Origin of the sequence: Ktedonosporobacter rubrisoli (assembly GCF_004208415.1) — a bacterium.
In the GTDB taxonomy this organism is placed as follows: domain Bacteria; phylum Chloroflexota; class Ktedonobacteria; order Ktedonobacterales; family Ktedonobacteraceae; genus Ktedonosporobacter; species Ktedonosporobacter rubrisoli.
On sequence record NZ_CP035758.1, the window covers coordinates 5,117,779 to 5,135,345 of the forward strand.

Annotated in this window: 13 protein-coding genes and 2 pseudogenes; 7 read left to right on the forward strand and 8 right to left on the reverse strand. The window is 52.9% G+C overall.

Features of this window, described 5'->3' with window-relative positions:
* Positions 1 to 529: 529 nt before the first annotated feature.
* Positions 530 to 859: a hypothetical protein gene (locus EPA93_RS22330; protein ID WP_129889634.1), complete on the forward strand. Its 330-nt coding sequence runs from the start codon at positions 530 to 532 to the stop codon at positions 857 to 859.
* Here EPA93_RS22330 and mutM read toward each other — a convergent pair.
* Together mutM and EPA93_RS22340 are read right to left on the reverse strand one after the other, a co-directional pair.
* Positions 828 to 1,772, reverse strand: coding sequence for a bifunctional DNA-formamidopyrimidine glycosylase/DNA-(apurinic or apyrimidinic site) lyase (gene mutM, locus EPA93_RS22335; protein WP_129889635.1), 945 nt, complete (start codon positions 1,770 to 1,772; stop codon positions 828 to 830). The two genes, EPA93_RS22330 and mutM, sit on opposite strands and share 32 nt — an antisense overlap.
* 60 nt (positions 1,773 to 1,832) lie before the next feature.
* Positions 1,833 to 2,474: a DUF3267 domain-containing protein gene (locus EPA93_RS22340; RefSeq protein WP_165423328.1), complete on the reverse strand. Its 642-nt coding sequence runs from the start codon at positions 2,472 to 2,474 to the stop codon at positions 1,833 to 1,835.
* A gap of 175 nt (positions 2,475 to 2,649) precedes the next feature.
* Here EPA93_RS22340 and EPA93_RS22345 point away from each other — a divergent pair, with 175 nt between their 5' ends.
* A complete protein-coding gene (locus EPA93_RS22345; protein WP_129889637.1) occupies positions 2,650 to 2,832 on the forward strand; it encodes a hypothetical protein in 183 nt (60 codons plus the stop codon).
* On the opposite strand, the gene EPA93_RS22350 is transcribed toward EPA93_RS22345, so the two are convergent.
* Positions 2,829 to 4,202 (reverse strand): cytochrome P450, encoded by a 1,374-nt coding sequence (locus tag EPA93_RS22350; RefSeq protein WP_129889638.1) that lies wholly within the window; start codon positions 4,200 to 4,202, stop codon positions 2,829 to 2,831. The two genes, EPA93_RS22345 and EPA93_RS22350, sit on opposite strands and share 4 nt — an antisense overlap.
* Before the next feature lie 165 nt (positions 4,203 to 4,367).
* On the opposite strand from EPA93_RS22350, the gene EPA93_RS22355 reads away from it, so the two are divergent.
* Together EPA93_RS22355 and EPA93_RS22360 are read left to right on the forward strand one after the other, a co-directional pair.
* Positions 4,368 to 4,715, forward strand: coding sequence for a helix-turn-helix domain-containing protein (locus EPA93_RS22355; RefSeq protein WP_129889639.1), 348 nt, complete (start codon positions 4,368 to 4,370; stop codon positions 4,713 to 4,715).
* Between the two features lie 24 nt (positions 4,716 to 4,739).
* Positions 4,740 to 7,103, forward strand: coding sequence for an NACHT domain-containing protein (locus EPA93_RS22360; protein WP_129889640.1), 2,364 nt, complete (start codon positions 4,740 to 4,742; stop codon positions 7,101 to 7,103).
* Between the two features lie 54 nt (positions 7,104 to 7,157).
* On the opposite strand, the gene EPA93_RS22365 is transcribed toward EPA93_RS22360, so the two are convergent.
* Positions 7,158 to 8,009, reverse strand: coding sequence for an NmrA/HSCARG family protein (locus EPA93_RS22365; RefSeq protein WP_129889641.1), 852 nt, complete (start codon positions 8,007 to 8,009; stop codon positions 7,158 to 7,160).
* A 292-nt stretch (positions 8,010 to 8,301) separates the two neighbouring features.
* Between EPA93_RS22365 and EPA93_RS22370 the strand changes: the two genes are divergently transcribed.
* Positions 8,302 to 9,207, forward strand: coding sequence for a ribonuclease Z (locus EPA93_RS22370; RefSeq protein WP_129889642.1), 906 nt, complete (start codon positions 8,302 to 8,304; stop codon positions 9,205 to 9,207).
* On the opposite strand, the gene EPA93_RS22375 is transcribed toward EPA93_RS22370, so the two are convergent.
* The gene (locus tag EPA93_RS22375) at positions 9,204 to 10,199 is read right to left on the reverse strand and encodes an alpha/beta hydrolase (RefSeq protein ID WP_129889643.1); all 996 of its coding nucleotides are present in this window, start codon (positions 10,197 to 10,199) and stop codon (positions 9,204 to 9,206) included. The two genes, EPA93_RS22370 and EPA93_RS22375, sit on opposite strands and share 4 nt — an antisense overlap.
* 777 nt (positions 10,200 to 10,976) lie before the next feature.
* On the opposite strand from EPA93_RS22375, the pseudogene EPA93_RS51035 reads away from it, so the two are divergent.
* Positions 10,977 to 11,324 (forward strand): annotated as a pseudogene (locus tag EPA93_RS51035) (DUF1634 domain-containing protein); the annotation flags it as partial.
* A 108-nt stretch (positions 11,325 to 11,432) separates the two neighbouring features.
* Positions 11,433 to 12,283, forward strand: a pseudogene (locus EPA93_RS22380) (sulfite exporter TauE/SafE family protein).
* Positions 12,284 to 12,396: 113 nt separating this feature from the next.
* Here EPA93_RS22380 and EPA93_RS22385 read toward each other — a convergent pair.
* The 3 genes from EPA93_RS22385 to EPA93_RS22395 form a co-directional block, all read right to left on the reverse strand.
* The gene (locus EPA93_RS22385) at positions 12,397 to 15,216 is read right to left on the reverse strand and encodes a molybdopterin-dependent oxidoreductase (RefSeq protein WP_129889644.1); all 2,820 of its coding nucleotides are present in this window, start codon (positions 15,214 to 15,216) and stop codon (positions 12,397 to 12,399) included.
* A 28-nt stretch (positions 15,217 to 15,244) separates the two neighbouring features.
* Positions 15,245 to 16,858, reverse strand: a complete 1,614-nt coding sequence (locus EPA93_RS22390) for a 4Fe-4S dicluster domain-containing protein (RefSeq protein WP_129889645.1) — start codon at positions 16,856 to 16,858, stop codon at positions 15,245 to 15,247.
* A 264-nt stretch (positions 16,859 to 17,122) separates the two neighbouring features.
* Positions 17,123 to 17,491 carry a response regulator gene (locus tag EPA93_RS22395; protein WP_129889646.1) on the reverse strand — a complete coding sequence of 123 codons (369 nt, stop codon included), beginning with the start codon at positions 17,489 to 17,491 and terminating at the stop codon, positions 17,123 to 17,125.
* Positions 17,492 to 17,567: the final 76 nt, after the last annotated feature.

The window sequence follows — 17,567 nt, forward strand, 5'->3', positions numbered from 1 at the left end:
GTTTCTTCTCCTCCCAGACAGCCCTCAAGCACTGCTGCAATGATCTTTTCTTGGCCTGGTGGAACTTGATCGTAGGACTTTTTGGCCTTTGCGCCGCGCTCTCTTATAGCGTCAAGCAAGGTGCAGGCTGATTTTTCATACGCGCCAATTCAGGCTTTATCGGTTCAAGCGCGCCATGCCCGCATCTCTTTAGCTTGTGCGGAGAGGAGAAGCTGAAAAGCTCTCAATAATTTTTGAAAGGTTCTTAGGATATCGTACGCCCTATGGTATACTGTACTCGTCTCTCCAAACCTTCCTGCGGCTTACTTGACTGTTAGCCGCAGTGTTCGGAAAGCATATAATCGGTATTTAATCACAAAAAGTTTGGTTATGTTAGATATTGAGCGTGCATATGAAAAGTAGATATTGTATTAGACTAAGCCTTCTTTTACTAGGAATGCTGCTATCTCTTCTGGCTGCATGCGGGCCAGCCACTGCTACCCCAGCCAAATTAGAGCCAACAGCGACTATAAACCCTTCCTTTCAAACAATGGCAACACCTATTCCAACTGTTCCACCCTATCGGTGTGGTGCCTGGGCTTCTACTAATGTTCCCGGCACTTATAGTACGATCAAGATTTATGCTAAACTCACCAAAAATGTGGCCGCAGTTAGCGGGATAAGGGCTACAGCAGTAGCTCACTTTCAAGGTGGCGATGTAGCGCTCGATCAACAGCCAACCAGCGACCATGGTGGTTATGTTATCTTTACGTTACCTTTAGCGGGCCGTCAGCCAAGGTTGGCCTCCACTACTGTTGATGTGACGTTTCAGGTCAACAACGAGAAGGTTACCTGTGCTGCGTTTTTTGCGCCCCAATAAAGGGCTGACACTGCGGACAGAAACACGTGCTGCGCTGGGCGATAACGATCCGCTCGATAGGTGTTCCACAACGAAGACAGGGCTTGCCATCCCGCTGATACACTCGAACGTGATTAAAGTTATCGCCAGCTTCACCCCATAAATCGCGATAATCGCTAAAAGATGTGCCTCCTCGCTCTATTCCCGAGGTGAGCACTGAAACTATGCCTTCCCACAATTTATCAATCTCGTTGGTTGTCAGGCTCTCAGCAGGCCGCAAGGGATGGATACCTGCATAGAATAGTGCCTCATCAGCATAGATATTGCCCAACCCTGCGACGACTGTCTGATCCAGCAATACTGGCTTTATCGCACTTTTGCGCAGGGCCAGGATCTCTTTGAGCCGCTGGCTGGTAAATTCCTCACTCAGCGGTTCTGGCCCCAAACCTCCTAGCGCCTCCTGCTCTCTCTCGCTGGGCCAGAGCTCGATACGTCCAAACTTGCGCAGGTCCGTGTAAAGCAAGCAGCGACCATCGGCCAATATGAAGCACATACGGCAATAGCGCATTAACCGACTATATGAGGGATCGGTTAATGTAGGATAACTAAATGTCGGCCCGCGCGTACTCCAGGCCGCCGGATCTGTCTCACGCAACGAGGTATCCAGCTCCCAGCCGGGCGGCAAGAGCAGAAAATTGCCAGTCATACGCCGATGAATGGTCATGACCAGTTGTCCACTCAGATCAAGCAAAAGGTATTTTCCACGCCGTCGCACGCCTTCGATACGCCGCTCGGCAATGTTGGCAAGAAAATCAGGTAGCTCGGGATGTCCAATAGTTCGTTCCCAGAACACCCGAGCTTCCTGGATGGTGGCCCCTATTATGCTGGCACGCAACTGACGCGCTGTATACTCAACTTCTGGTAACTCTGGCATACTTTCCTCTACTCACAATATATATTCCTTTCAAGTCCCTTATCTCAGCAAGAACACATTCTACACACTTTCCATCTGCCAGGCTCTATAGCCCGTCGCGGTATCTTCGATAAACCACGCTCCTGGTTGGCGCCAGAGGCGTATCGCAACCCATAGATCACCGGCCGCACCCGCGATATTTCCTATCGTGGCAAAAATCACATAGGAGGCAAGGATAGGGGCTAGCAATGTCAAGATTATGCCGGCCAGAGTAATCACAACCAAAGGAGCCAGGCCCACGACCAGATAGTGAGCGCGCCTGAACAACTGGTTACGAGCTCCACAATAGAGGGCCAGAGGTAGCTTTGCCCCGAAGTATGGCCTACCTCCCCAGAGCAGAAAGGCCAGAGCGTGAATAGCCTCGTGTACCGGCAAGATCAGGATATAGCTGACGATATTGATGACTACCCAGATGATGACCTTGATCGCTGAGAACTCGAAGTTCAGGCTCTGGGTTCTCCCCAGAAGTACGGCAAAGGTCAAAACTACAAATAGTATGGCCCCGATAACCAGCAACAACAAGGAGAATGATGCCAGAGGCCGCAACTGCTCCTGCTCTAACAGCGAGAGTTCATCGCAGATTGTGATTTGCCCTTTATCTATTTTTTCCTGCAGTTTCTGCCGCTGAGAGGGGTGGAATCGATCTTTAAGTATAAGTGACATCTCTTCTCTCTTCTCATAACCATCCTGCCACGGGGCCCATCTGGTAATATAGCAACCTGAAATTATTGCGCATCTCGGCAAGCGGAATAATCTGCCCCGTCCTCTATCATACATCCAATCCGCCTGCTATACTATAGTTTTAGGAGGCAGTAAAGCAGCGAAAGGGGAAAAACCGATGCAACAGCGACAAGTCTGGCCCTATCTCATACCCATGTTTGCTGTATTCTTTGTACTATTCACAACCATTCTTATTATCGGTAACTTCCCTGTTCTGGTCATCATTTTTGCCCTGACCAGCATTTTGGGACTTTCTACATTCGTTGTAGCGCTGGCCTGGGCCTGGAACCACAATTACTAACCGGCTCCAGGCCTGCCTGCCCTTCTTATCTTCATGTAAACGTTGCCCTTTGGGCGCAGCGTCAATAGCGGCTCTAACCCAAGCGGTTGTGAACCTGCGAACTCAAAAGTCAGGCTCTGGGCCAGCGTTGCCAGAATGAGCTGAGCTTCAAGCTGAGCCAGAGGCATACCAAGGCAGATATGCGGTCCCGCCCCGAAGGGAATAAAGGCATAACGGGGAAGGGCCTGCTCATTGGCAGGGGCAAAACGTTCAGGATCAAAGCGTTCAGGATCGGCAAAGAAGCTTGCCCGCCGCTGGAGGGTATAAGGGCTAACCACAACCGAGGTTCCTCTGGGAATGCGAGAGCCAGCCAGCTGTACAGGCTGCTTAGCACGGCGCGTGAAGGCGTAGACCGGTGGTGTGAGCCGCAAGGTCTCCTTGAAAATCTGCAGGGTATAGGGCAGGTTGGGCAGATCAGCAGCAGTAGGAAAACGCCCTGCGAGCACACGATCTCCTTCGTTTTGCAGACGCGCGTAGACTGCAGGATGCTGGGAAAGAAGATACCAGCCCCAGGTCAGCGCCGTTGTCATCGTTTCGTGGCCAGCCACAAAGAAAGAGAAGGCCTGGTCACGAATCTGCCTATCACTAAAGGAGTCGGTTCCCTCAGCAAGCTGAGTACGCAGGAGCAGGGAAAGATAGTCGTTGCGCTCTTCAGCACTTTGCCGACGCTGCTCAATCATGCGATAAATAGTTGCATCTACGCGCGCAAGCGCCTGCTGCATACGTAGATTGCGCGGTGTTGGCCAGCTCTGAGGCAGGTGAAAGGGATTGGTCACAACCGCACTAAAGTGACGAAAGAGCAGGAGCAACGCTTCGCCCAACTCATCTTCTTCACCAGCGACATCGGCATCAAAAAGTATCCTGCAGATAATCCTCAAGGTCAGGCGCTGCATCTCATCAGTAAGATTGATGATCTCGCCCTCGCGCCAGGTCTCTTGTAAGCGATAGGTACAATCGACGACAGTTTGCGCATGGCTCAGCACGTGACGGGGCTGAAAGAGGGGAGCCAGCAGCCTGCGTTGTCTGCGATGCTCCTCCCCTTCGCTAAGAAAAACTCCATTGCCAAGCAGCGGCTCGGCAAGAGCGCGCACGGTGGTAGTCTTCTCAAAACAAGCGCTCTGCTCAACCAGTACCTGATGTACCAACGCGGGCGAGTTGAGCAGAGGTACCAGGCGTGGCCCAAAGTGAAAAGCGCCAAGATCGCCAAATTCGCGGCTGATGCGCGCGAGGAGTTCGAGGCGTTGCCAACGCAGGGCAACGGCGTTTCCGAACAGCGGCCATACTGGAAGAGAAGGGATTGATGGGGATGATTGAGAGGCACTTGCCGTCATATACCGAACTCCTGATATTGAGTATGCAATAAAGTTTTGTCTACTTTACCCATAACCCTCATCAGAAGCGTGCGAAAATCGCACGCCCGATATTTCAAACTCGGCTATCCTTCTTCTAGTTTGCCTCACAGCTTATTCAACCTGGTCAGGAAGGGTGCTCACGAGATGTCGGCAAAAGAAGAAGACCGCGCCCGCAAAAAACGGCTTAATCTCTGCGGTCCTCAGCTTAGACGTCTCCGCTTAGAACAACACCTGACCCTAGCTGACATCCAGGCATCCCTCGATGTTGATTACAACATTTCCCTTGACCGTACCAATCTGGGACGAATCGAAAATGGAGAGCGTACCGTCACGGATATTGAGCTGGCGGTCCTGGCCCATCTGCTGGGCGTCTCCTTAGAAGAGCTGTTATGGGGTACTTCATCTCCAGATGCCAGTCAGATCGGAGATGCGCTAAAGGACATCGAAGTACGCTACGCCGCGCGACGATCCAATCAGAATGAAGACGCTTAATCTCTTCCTGCCAAAAGGGGATTGATGATGGCATCCATAAAACTGGTCTACTCCTGCGCGCCTGACGATTACAGGCTTCTTGAAAAACTTTCATCTCATCTTCATCCGCTCGTGAGCAAGGGCTGGCTCAGCGAATGGCACGAGCAACTTATTCCAGCTGGGACCGATAGAGCGCTGGAACGTCGACAGGCCTGGAGCTCCGCCGATATCTTGCTCCTTTTGCTGAGCGCTGACTATTTCAAGTCTGAGGATTATAACAGCCCTGAAATGCTGCAAGCCTTCCAACGCCAGCAGTTGGGCCAGCTCCTCATTGTTCCAGTCCTTGTACGCCCCTGCGCTTGGGAAACTACAGAGGTAGCGCATCTGCAATGCTTGCCGCGCAACAAAAAGCCGGTGATCTTATGGGAGAATCAGGACGCAGCGCTTCTAACTGTAGCGCAGGAACTTCAACAGTTTCTCCCGGCCCGCCGTTCTCCTGGCGCATCTCACCTTAGCTCTCTTGAGCACACAAATCGGGCGCGCTTGCTCAAACATGTCCGAACGCTGTGGATCGAGGGCTTATTGGCGCAGTCGCTGCAGAACGCGGTCTGGGTAGATCTGCACCTGCAGAAACAGACAGATGCGTTGGAGAATCCCTGGCGCCTGGTGGTACAAGAACTTGAACATAAGCCACGTCCCTTGCCAGCGGGAACCAGCATTGTCCAGGTCTTCGATGAGGCCGATGAGGAGTTACTTATTCTTGGCGAGCCCGGGTCGGGAAAAACTACCTTGCTTCTCTATCTCGCCCGCACTCTTCTCGATCGCGCAGAAAGCAATGAAGGCCGCAGAATGCCAGTCATCTTTCATCTTTCCTCCTGGGCCCAACAGCGCTGCCCACTGGATCAATGGCTCGTTGAAGAGTTAAAAACGAAATACCAGGTCCCTCAGCAGCTCGGGCGAGTTTGGATAGAAACCGATAAGATCTTTCCGCTGCTTGATGGCCTCGACGAAGTCGAGGAAACTGCACGCAACGCCTGCGTGGAGGCAATTATAGCCTATATGCACCGCGCAACAGTGCAAACTCCACTCGTCGTTTGTTGTCGCAACGACGAGTACCAGGCGCTCACAGTTCAACTCCCCTTGCAATATGCAGTTATGCTGCTTCCCCTGACAAACGAACAAATCGATACGTATCTCTCCAGCATCTCCGGCCAGATTGAGATCCTCCGCCAGGCCTTTAACGAAGACCGCGATCTGCTTGAGCTAGCTCGGCGACCGCTGCTCCTCTCGATCTTTACGCTAGCCTACCAGGGCGCTACTTCCATCGATTTGCCAGCGACACATCAGGAATATCCACAGGCACTCTTTAGATATTATGTAAAGCATATGCTTAGCAGGAGAGCGCGTTTGCACAGGGGAACGGCTGCGCAGATGCAAGGTTGGCTAACCTATCTGGCCAGGCAGTTGCATAACCAGCAACAGACAATTCTTGCTATCGAAGATCTTCAGCCAGCCTGGCTATCAGCATGGGCTCGTCGCTGGTATCGCTGGGGCATGGCCATTACGTATGGGCTGGTCTTCGGTCTCGTTTTCGGGCCAATCTTTGGGGCAACGTTCGGTTGCGCCTACTGGCTCATCCACAGAAGCGTCGCCAATCCGCTCTTTGGCCTGATCTTCGGCCTGACGGTTGGCTGCATAGGCGGCCTCGTAGGAGGGCTCGCCTTTGGCATCATCTTTAAGCAGCAACGCATCGTGCCGGCAGAAGTGGCTAGCTGGTCAGGAGCCGCAGCCTGGAAAGGCTTAAAGCTAGGGCTGGCCGGTGGCTTGATCGTAGGAGCTGCCGGAGGACTGGCCGGAGGGATTGTCGTTGGGCTGCCAGGTGGTATCACGCTCGGCCTGGCGGCTGCCCTGCTTGTAGGCCTGGTAGGTGGCGCTATTGGCGGGCTCTCGCCAAAACAACTCCCCGAAAGGCTCTCCCTGGCGCCCAACGAGGGCATCTGGCGCTCTGGCCGGCGTGGATTTCTGTTGGCCGGCAGTTGTGTAGCGCTCTTCGGAATCGCTGGAGGTTTGATCTTTGGACTTTACGGCGCATCAATTGCAACGCTTGCCTATGCTCCGCTCTTTGGGATAGTTTTAGGCGCAAGCGGTGGCCTGATCTTTGGGCTGGCCTTTGGCCTGGTCGGAGGGCGTACGGGGATTGCCGCCTTTCTCCAACATTTCGTACTGCGCTTCTTCCTCTGCTATTCTGGCCTTCTGCCCTGGAACCTTAGCGCCTTTCTTGACGAGGCTACAGAGCGCCTCCTGTTGCGCAAAGTGGGTGGAAACTATATCTTTGTCCATCGCCTTTTGCGCGATGTGCTGGCCAGCACCAGGGAAGCCTCTACCCGGGCTGAGAAGCGGGAAAAGTAGGCCTGGAATTATTAAGGCACCTTCCCCGCCTGCACCTATGAAAATCTGGCAGCTTTAAAGTGGTAAAGCTGCCTGCCGCAGCCACGCTTCCAATGAGAGTAGCTGAGGATGGATTTGCCGCAAGGAGGCAATATCAGCCTTGAGGCCCTCCTTTGCCAAAAATGCCGAGGCTTTTCTTGCTCCCTGCAGATCTTGTCCCGCTTCAGAAGAGCCAGCTTGATAGACGACTGGCAGCCCAAACACCTGCTGAAACACCTCTGCCAGTCTAGCTAGCGTCAGCTCATCGCCAGCAATCTCCAGCGCTTTACCAATATACGTCTGTGGATCATTAAGGGCCAGCGCGGCAAATACGCCTATATCGCGCACAGCAATGGCCTGGATGCTCGTCTCGGCATCGCCCAGCGCTGGCAGGTAAATCGAACCATTTACCCTGCGGGCCTGAAAGCGAAAATTGTCCATAAACATCGCGGGCCGCAGAATCGTGACAGGTAGCTTGAGGGCCTGAAGATAGCGCTCGATTTCACCTTTGGCCTCAAAGGCCGCAATACCGATATCTCTATTGGCCCCGATGGCCGAGCTATACACGAGATGGGGAACATGCATAGCTTTTGCCGCCTCGGCCACAGCTTTTCCTTGCTGCACTTCCTTGGCGCGCTCATACAATATCGCCTGCACGCTAAAAACTCCCTGTACATCCTGCATGGCTTCTGCCAGAGTGGCCGGAAGGTCCAGGTCCCCTTTTACTAGCTCTATCCCGAGATTATGGAGCTCTTGCGCCTCTGCTTTCTGTGGATCGCGCACAAGAGCGCGCACGCTCCAACCGCTTGTCAGTAATTGTCTTGCCACAGCCCCACCCTGCTGTCCTGTGGCCCCCAGCACAAGCGCGACTTTTCGCAAATAACTCATGCTTCGCCTCCTTCGTTTCCAGATTAAGCATTCTCAGGACAAGTATAGGCAAATACGCTGATGATCGCAAATCATAATATTCATGGTATTATGAATGCTATGCATAAATATAACCCTGAGTCGTAGCAAAACTGGGAAGCCTGCAATGCGCCTGGAACCGGGATGACCGCCACATGAAGGTAGGCAACAGATAGCAAATCTGGTATAGTGAAGAGAAAATTGCTTTTCAACTAGCGACTTGCCATGAGCAACTAGCTCTTCCGAAATCCAGAGCAGGACAAAGGATCTATCGATGATTGATATCTGTATGCTAGGCACCTACGGCATGATGCCGCTCCCTGGACGCTGGCTCTCGTGCGCCCTTGTGCGTTGTGGGGCAACCCTCACGCTATTTGATTGTGGGGAAGGCACGCAAGTTCCCTGGAAATCGCTGGGATGGGGATTTCGCCAGTTGGGAGCCATCTGTCTGACACATATGCATGCCGACCATGTTGCCGGCCTACCTGGCGTGCTTTTTATGGTTGCCCACGCTGGACGGACTGAACCCCTCACCATTTATGGTCCGCCAGGCACAACCTACGTTATTGAGGGCCTCAGGCGTATTGCAGCGGATTTACCTTTCCCCATCGAGATTCGGGAGATGGAAGGCGGGGAGCAATTTGCGCTTCCCGGGGAGTTACAGGGCTCATGTGTGCGCGCTTCTCATGGCGTACCCTGTCTGGCCTACCGTGTAGAGCTAGCGCGGCGTCCAGCCTTCCAAGTCGAGAGAGCGCAGGCTCTGGGCTTACCTGTTCAGCTCTGGTCGCACCTCCAACGTGGCGAAACCCTGGAACACAATGGAAGGAGCATCACGCCTGACCAGGTTCTGGGTCCACCACGGCGTGGTATCTCGCTAGCCTTTATCACCGATACCCGACCAACAAGCACGCTCACGACATTTGCCAATGATGTAGATCTCCTGATCTGCGAGAGTATGTATGACAACCCTGATGACTTGCCGCTAGCTAAAGCCAATGCACACATGGTCGTCACCGAGACAGCCCGCATCGCCCAGGAAGCCAGAGCTCACGAGCTGATTTTGACGCATTTCAGCCCTAAAATTAATGATCCAGCTGTAGCCGAAAAAGCGGCACGCCGTATCTTCGCCAACACGCGTGCCGCAAGAGATGGAATGGTCATCACCCTGGATTATACTTAGCTGGCCTCTGTTAACTTGCTTGCCTCTCCGCCTCCATCTTCCTCAGAAGAAGACAGCAGCAGATGGCGTTCAAAGAAGCCCACAACTTTCTCTACATAAGCAGCGCGGTCATCAAAGTAAGCGCCACAATGATCGGCATTCGGGACAAGCCAGAGCTCCTTTGGCTCTCCGGCCGCCTCATATAACAGAGGAGCATCTTGTGGATCTACGACTGTATCTTTGAGGCCATGAATAATTAGGAGCGGACGAGGAGCGAGGCGACCTATATCACGTAAGGGCTCAACCTGTCTGAAATGATAGCCAGCCTTCCAGCCTAGAAGCCAATCGGTAACCCAATCAAACAGAATAAACGGCAGATGCAAAGTACGACGCACAGCATAGCCAACTGCGCTCTTATGCGAGGCAAAGCCACTATCCAATACCAGAGCCTCTACTTCGGTTGTTCTAGCGCAAGCCATAATAGCCACAGATGCTCCCATTGAATAGCCCAGAGCGCCCAATCTCGTGCGAGGTGCACGTTGCTTGGCATAGACTACAGCCCCTAGAAAATCATTGATCTCGCGATAGCCTAAGGTGACCGGCTTTCCAACCGGGCTTCCATGTCCATAATATTCAAATGCCAGGATGTTGTGACCGGCTTTCCATAGATGGCCGCATATACCTAAGACGTCCTCTCGCTTCCCCCGATAACCGGGGCAGACGATAATTGTCGTCTTCGCGCCTGGACAAGGTATATACCAGCCACTCACTTTGTAGTCTCCATAGAGAGGAGCAAAGGTGATCTCCTCGGCCGGTAAATCGAGCTCAAAAGGGCTAAACGTATAAAGATCAAAGCACGAAGCGGGGCGTTTGCTGGGACGTGTCAGTATCTCGACAATATAGATCCCAACAGCAAGCACCACGCCCAACACCCCCACACTACCACCAAGCCCCCCAAGCAAAATCTGCTTCAACGAGGGACGGGCGAAACGTACATGTGATAAGTTGAACATAGCGACCGCCAGGCTTTCTAGGATTCAATAGACATTCCAGGATAAATCACACAATTTAGTATAAAGTACAGGATCTCTCTTTAATATTACAACACAAAAATGCTGACTTTTATGCCGCGCTCCCCTTCTGATGCCTCACGAGGGTATGGAGCTTCTCGCCCACCATAACAACCCCTCCTGATTTGCGGGCCGGCTTCAAACCCTGGCTAAGGCCGCCTTCCTCCTTTGCTTGCCTGCTCGTAGTTTACCCATGCACACCGAGATGCTTCTTCTTTCGGCAGCTATAGTAGTATTCCATTAACAATCCTCTGTAAATTATCCAAATGCGTAAGTCTGCAAAAATCTATTACCTTCATTACTATTTATATTTATTCCTAGCTGTTATCGAAGCAATGAAATATATATATTGGAATAATATTAGAAAATAAGCTACACTTAATATAGGTCACGCGTATGTTGACCCAGGGTTATTTTAGTTTCAAGAACAATTAAAACACACCTGCTTCTTGGGCAGCTTACAGATGAGAAAGCTTCTGTAAGTACATCAGGTCGTTTGGTCGTCAGCGATAAGGCGGTAGATACAGCAGAGACGATGCCCCTAAAACTGGCATTTTTAATTACAGTGTTTTGCTAATCTTTGCTCAACTATTACGAGCGCCATGCTTTCCGCCTCAGCAGTATAAAGACTATGTGACCTCAATCATTTATGTAAGACATAGGGCTGCAATATTTCTCGGCCTTTATCATAGATATAAAGCATTTCATGAGGTGACACAAATGCGGCAGGCTACTTCTACTCACACCAGGACAACCGAAATACAGCAAACAACGCAGGACGAGATACCTGGACTTCATCTCAAGACAAGTGATATTATCGGCTGGATACTCCAGGGTGGCGTGATCATCAGCGCGGTTTTTATTCTCGGCGGCCTCATCTTGCTGATGAGCAGCCCGGGCGGGCTGACGCTGCAGCGCTTGCTCCACTTTCCCCAGACATTCGGCCAGGTAATAAGTGGACTACTGGCATTTCGTCCACAGGCCATTATTACTGTGGGGCTATTCCTGCTCATCGCGACGCCTGTCGTTCGCGTGGCGGCTTCAGCGATTACCTTCGCCCTAGAAAAAGACCGCAAGTTCGTAGTTATTACGCTGACTGTCCTGGCGGTGCTCTTGTTCAGCATCTTCTATCTGGGTCATGATACGACAGCCTCCCATCACGAGCTAGGGGCTAACGTGCATTTCTCTTATCTGACAGTTTTGCTGATCTTCGCCGGCTCCGTGGCAGCGGGCTTGTTAGGCTCCTTAATCGGGCTGGGTGGAGGAGTTCTGGTCGTGCCGCTGCTCACGCTGGCCTTTGGCCTGCCTATCTCTTATGCGATTGGAGCGAGCATCATCTCGGTCATTGCCACTTCAAGTGGCGCTGCCGCCGCTTATGTACGCGACCATCTCACGAATATGCGCGTAGGCATGTTTCTTGAGCTGGCCACCACGACTGGAGCAATTACCGGTGCGATCATCGCAGGCATGCTAGCCCCGGCCTTCTTGGCGTTGTCTTCGGCGTTATCCTGTTAATCTCTGCCGCACCGATGATCTTCAAAATTGGCGAGGAGCTGCCCCAACGTGTCAAAAATGATCGCCTGGCAAACTGGCTTCGCCTTTCATCTACCTATCCCGATAAGCACCTTGGGCGCGATGTCCCCTATGAGGTAACGCATACGCCGCTGGGTCTGGGGATGATGTATATCGCAGGCGCACTCTCCGGCCTGCTTGGCATTGGTAGCGGCACCTTTAAAGTCCTGGCACTTGATGCTTTTATGCGCCTGCCACTGAAAGTCTCTACGACAACGAGTAACTTTATGATCGGCGTGACGGCTGCCGCCAGCGCGGGCATCTACTTCTCGCGCGGGGACATTCCTCCTCTGGTCGCGGCCCCCGTGGCGGTTGGCGTTTTGCTGGGTGCGCTGGTTGGGGCGCGTGTCCTGACCCGCCTTAGCAACAAAGCCTTGCGCATCATCTTCTTGCCAGTTATGGCCGTGGTAGCTGTAGAGATGATTTTACACGGTCTGGGCTTTAGCGCTTTTTAACACGGGACATGGCAAAACAAATACGATAGCCAGGGAGATCTTCCCTGGCTATCGCTTTTCAAGCGCGAACCAATGGTCCACGTGAACTTACCCCTTACTACATGGATGAGCGCTTATCGTTTGAAGGCTTGCGCTGCCGGTCGATATGGCCGGATCATCCACAATGGACGTCGCAGTCCATCGGGTCGTGAAGTCTGGGGACGCGTCATTGCCAGCCATTCCTGATAGACGGCATAGGCTTTCTGCGTATCAACATACACATCTCCATAGCGGTCTCCCTCATGAGCTGGCTCTACCCTCACCTTCTGGTGCCAGCAATGCATCCCGCTGATCGGATCAGGATGCACAGGGAAGGTCAGGTTCTGGTGAACGCCGCCCTCGCGCCAGAAGATGCGCGCCGAATCGGGATCATCACTCTCAAAGGGGCGAATTCCCTCGCGATGTCGCATGCGCCATATCCCTTGCTCATCTCGTCCAAGGCGAACGAGAGCCGAGGCCCAACGATCAGTTCCGCTCCCTGTCTCTAGCCGCCAGCGGCCAAGATGATGGGAGCAAGCTACAACTCCAGGCCTAATGCCATCAGTAATCCAGGCCCTATTCACATAGTGGCCAATATCCGTAGAGACACGCAGCAGATCCCCGGTCTCTACGCCAATGCGCCGAGCATCCAGCGGATGAAGCCAGACGGGATTGGCATTGGCTATCTCATAGAGCCATTTGGCGTTGCCCGAGCGCGTGTGTATCAGGGTGGGCAGGCGAAAGGTTGGGATAAGGAGATATTCGCCCTTGCTCTGATCGATACGTGAGCGATGCACATGGCTGCGCGTGTAGCCGGGCACGGCTTCGTCGGGCCAGCCCCATTCTTTCATGGTTGGCGAATAGAACTCTAACTTACGCGAAGGCGTAGGAAAGCCCTCACAGGGTTTACCATCAACCATCACGCCAATCGCCGTCCCATCGCTGCGTACTATCTTGCCGCTCCGCTCATCAATGTGCGTCTTGGCAAGATCTGTCGGCTTGAGCTCCCGCTCGTTCAAACTAAAGACCGGCGCTTTCTCTTCGGGAATGGCAAAGGCACCATACTTTTGCATGTACGCTAATGGAGTAAGCCCTTCCTCGGCCGCAGCTTCGGGCAAACCGGGCACGCTGTGCTCAAAGATCCAGCGATAGTATTCTTCAATCGTTAGCTTCTCGCCGGCCTGATAGGGCGATTCGAAGTACTTGCGAATACCCAGGCTGCCATCAGGATCGATGCGCCAGGAGAGCTCTATCCAGAACTCATCCTCTTCCCAGACCTCCCCAGGATTGGCCTGATAGGTATATTGCACGGCCTTGCCATGCCTCTCCTGATAGACGCGCAAGACGGGCTGGCGAAAACCAATCCAGCGCCCGGCATGCGTCTCCTGACTCATGAGATCATGGCGCTCGCTGGCATGCCCCATAGGTAGGACATAATCGGCATACCAGGCTGTCTCGCTCCATACGGGAGTCAGTGCCGCATGCAACTCAACTTGCTGCTCGTTGGTAAGCATCTCGATCCAGGACGTCCCATCCGGATTGGTCCAAACGGGATTATAGACGCGCGTAAAATAGGCTGCTACTTTGCCCCTTCCCTCGCGCAAGAAGTAGGGCAAGAGAATGCTCATTTCATAATTGGCCAATGGATATTCAGGCGGAAAGAGCAGCTCGTTCCAGACCTGGGAAGGTGGGGGCTTAAGGAATGGAGCGGGCACAAATTTGTTCCAGCTATTAGGAGCTGTGCCGCCGGGCGTTCCAATACTGCCAGTAAGGACCGAGAGGAACCAGAGCGCGCGCGCAACCTGCCAGCCACCCAGATTGCCAGAGCTGGCCGCACGCCAGGTATGGGCAGCAAATGCAGTTCCCGCCCGCCCGATCTGCCGCGCAATATCCACAATAACCGCTGGCTCCAGCCCGCTTTCCTGAGCCGCAAATTCGGGAGTATACGCGGCATAGAGCTCTAGCAGCAACTCGATAAAACGCTCAAAAGTCTGGGCATCCTGGGGATGTTCAGCCGCCATATATTCTTGCCAGTTCACCCAGTTGCGCATATATTCGCGATTATAGAGCCCCTCTTGCAGAATAATCCTGGCCATTGCTAACAGAACCGCTGCCTCGGAGCCCGGCCAGGTAGGCAACCAGTAATCAGCCATGCTGGCAGTATTGGACAGGCGCGGGTCCATGACAGCCAGCTTTGCCCCTTTCATTTTGCCCTCAATAATCCTTTGGGCCTGGGGATTAAAATAATGGCCTGTTTCCAGATGTGAGCTGATGAGCAGGATAAAGCGCGCATTCGCATGGTCGGGCGAGGGGCGATCAATGCCGCACCAGATCTGATAGCCAAAGCGTGCCGAAGACGAGCAGACGTTTGTATGGCTATTATGCGCGTCTACGCCCCAGGCGCCAAGCACGCGCTCCATATAGCCATCATGGCCAGGACGCCCGACGTGGTAGATCACCTCATCCCGACGATCTTCGAGAATGGCGGTGCGAATCTTCGCTGCGAAAGTATTGAGCACTTCATCCCAGGTTGTGCGCTCCCACTTGCCCTCGCCCCTCTTCCCGGCACGCTTAAGCGGATAGAGGATGCGCTCAGAATCATTGACTTGATTGATCGTCGCCGGCCCTTTAGCGCAGTTGCGCCCACGACTCCCCGGATGATAGGGATTGCCCTCAAACTTCTTGACGCGCTGCGTCTCTTTATCGATATACGCCAGCAAGCCGCAGGCAGCCTCACAGTTAAAACAAATCGTGGGAATTATCTCATAGTGCCGTTCTACCTTGCGCGGCCAGGCCTTTGCATCATACTCAACCCAATCATGCCAGCGCTCAGGTGGTGGGCATGAGGCAAGATCACGTACAGTCATCTGATCCCCACTCGGTGCGACATGTTGTTGCAAGGGTATTTCAGTCATATCTCCCTCTCCCAGAACACTACAGGCCCTAACTCAGCGGAACAATCTGGCCGGCCGTGACAAAACAATGCTCATACGAGAATAAGCCCACCAGCGCGAGTATCGCCGCAATGGCCAACAATCCCGGTTGCGCTGACGGTATAGCTAAGGCGATGCCCAGCATCACCACAGGAATGAGTGATCCTATGGCAAAGAAAGGACCCCAGAAGGTTTCGCGCAACGCTCCCTGCCGCATATAGCGCGCCGCGATAGCCACGTGCTTATTGCTATGCGCACCAAAGACTTCAATCAGGACCAGGCCAGTATGAACCACAATCGCCCCCAGCAATACCGCCGTAAACAGGGTTGGCAACGCTCCCTGCACGCCCAACATCCAGGCCAGCAGTCCCAGAGCTGCGGCCCCCGCCAGAACTGCCTGCACTATAAGTATGGGTAGGAATAGGGGGCTCTGCCAGAAATCGCGTCCCTCCGCTTGCCCAAAGAGAAAGGCCGTATAACCGGCAGCAGCAATCCCAAACAGGGCTGCAGGAATAAGCAGCCAACGTATAAGCTCAGGGAAGCCAAAAACTGCGGCTGCGAACCACACAGCCTCAATCAAGCCAAAGATAGCCAGAATATAGCCGCCCCAGACAAGCCAGGAAGTAGGATTGGGCTTCGTTACAAGGTAGAGAGCACGATCGGGGCGCTTCAGATCGGCCACCAGCAGAACTAAGGTGATAGCAATAAACGCTCCGCCAAGCACTGGAGCCCCTATGCCTAACAAGGTGCTAAGAGAGCCTCCCAGGCCATAGAGAGCCAGAGCCAGCGCTGCCACTAGCATTGCGCCTGTCCCTATTGACTTCGTGGCCAGGTATGTAGAAACTTTCCAGCCCCAAGGAGCCCTGTTCTTAGGTGTATCATAGACGACATGCGCTTCGGCCGACTGACGCTCTACAGGCGTCGAAGCCTGATATACTTTGAGCGGATTAAGCGTCCTGGGGCTGCGTAACGTCCGCGAACCATCCAGCTCATGCTCATCCTCATACTGCGGCTTGAGCATGGTACTCCACATACTCATATGGGGTAGCTCTTCATAGGCCGCTTCAGGATTAATTGCCGCTTCATCAGCTCCCAAATAATAGACATTAGGTCCGGTTCCCTGTTCCGGCTTGCGTACACGCACGGGCTCGCGCGCAATGATGCGTGCTATTTCGGTACTCGGGTTGTGCATATCACCGGCAATGATAGCGCGCTCGGGACACACAACCACGCAGGCGGGCTCCAGACCAAGTTCGGTACGATGCGCACAATAATTACACTTTGCCGCCGTATGGCTGTATGGATCGATGTAGAGGGCGTCGTAGGGACAGGCTTGCATACAGGATTTACAGCCAATGCACCGACTTGAATCGAAATCTACAATCCCGTCATCCCGCTTATACAGAGCTTTTGTGGGGCAAATCGCTACACAGGGCGCATCATCACAATGATTACAGCGATTTACAAGAAAATAACGGCGCGAATTGGGGAACTCTCCCCTCTCAATGTACTTCACCCAGGTGCGATAGACACCGATGGGCACATCATGCTCGGACTTACAGGCCACAGTACATGCGTGACAGCCGATGCATTTACGCTGGTCAATAACAAAGGCATACTTCACGAGTGATCCCCTTCTCGTTTCCTGGGTCGGAGAACATAGAACTCACTTGTAAGTCTAAAAGAGAAAGAGCAGCTTGTCTAGTTTATCTTTTTAACAGAAGGCATAAATATTCCTTTATAGTGCTTGCTTGCGAGCATGCCGACATCCACAGGCGCTCGCACTTTAAGCCGCACAGGCGCTTGTTAGTTTTTGTTTTATTTAAGCTTTTCAGAAGGAAACGAGCAGCACAATGCGCAACAAAACTTCAAAATACGCTTAGCGAGATCAGGCATAGAGTTGCTTCTCTACTTCATCCAGCAAATCTTGCATCTCAAATGGCTTGGCAAGAAAAGCATCTACGCCATAGGCCCGCGCGGTTCCTGCCGCGTGAGGATGAGCCGAGAGCATAATAATGGGGATATCTTGAGTGAGTGGCAGGCTTTTAAGATGTTGCGCAATTTCACGCCCATCTTTGCCAGAAAGCAGCATGTCAAGCAAAATAAGATTAGGATGCTCTTTCTCGCTTAGCTCTTCGACGTGATTGCCCTTATCCACAAGTACAGCAAAGCCCTCATCCTCAAGCATTACGCGAAGCACCTCCAAAATATCAGGCTCATCATCAACAATCAAAATTTTCTTCCTGCCACTGGTCATGCGCTACAAACTCCTCTTTTCTAAACTGCCTGTTCATCTTTATACGCCTTTACTAGTATAGGTAAATGTGTTCATT

Bases quoted from the DNA above. Each gene is read 5' to 3' on its own strand.
- EPA93_RS22370 (WP_129889642.1), top strand. From the start codon at position 8,302: ATGATTGATATCTGTATGCTAGGCACCTACGGCATGATGCCGCTCCCT.
- EPA93_RS22385 (WP_129889644.1), bottom strand. From the start codon at position 15,216: ATGACTGAAATACCCTTGCAACAACATGTCGCACCGAGTGGGGATCAG.
- EPA93_RS22395 (WP_129889646.1), bottom strand. From the start codon at position 17,491: ATGACCAGTGGCAGGAAGAAAATTTTGATTGTTGATGATGAGCCTGAT.
- EPA93_RS22340 (WP_165423328.1), bottom strand. From the start codon at position 2,474: ATGTCACTTATACTTAAAGATCGATTCCACCCCTCTCAGCGGCAGAAA.
- EPA93_RS22355 (WP_129889639.1), top strand. From the start codon at position 4,368: ATGTCGGCAAAAGAAGAAGACCGCGCCCGCAAAAAACGGCTTAATCTC.
- EPA93_RS22365 (WP_129889641.1), bottom strand. From the start codon at position 8,009: ATGAGTTATTTGCGAAAAGTCGCGCTTGTGCTGGGGGCCACAGGACAG.
- EPA93_RS22350 (WP_129889638.1), bottom strand. From the start codon at position 4,202: ATGACGGCAAGTGCCTCTCAATCATCCCCATCAATCCCTTCTCTTCCA.
- EPA93_RS22375 (WP_129889643.1), bottom strand. From the start codon at position 10,199: ATGTTCAACTTATCACATGTACGTTTCGCCCGTCCCTCGTTGAAGCAG.
- EPA93_RS22330 (WP_129889634.1), top strand. From the start codon at position 530: ATGGCAACACCTATTCCAACTGTTCCACCCTATCGGTGTGGTGCCTGG.
- mutM (WP_129889635.1), bottom strand. From the start codon at position 1,772: ATGCCAGAGTTACCAGAAGTTGAGTATACAGCGCGTCAGTTGCGTGCC.
- EPA93_RS22345 (WP_129889637.1), top strand. From the start codon at position 2,650: ATGCAACAGCGACAAGTCTGGCCCTATCTCATACCCATGTTTGCTGTA.
- EPA93_RS22360 (WP_129889640.1), top strand. From the start codon at position 4,740: ATGATGGCATCCATAAAACTGGTCTACTCCTGCGCGCCTGACGATTAC.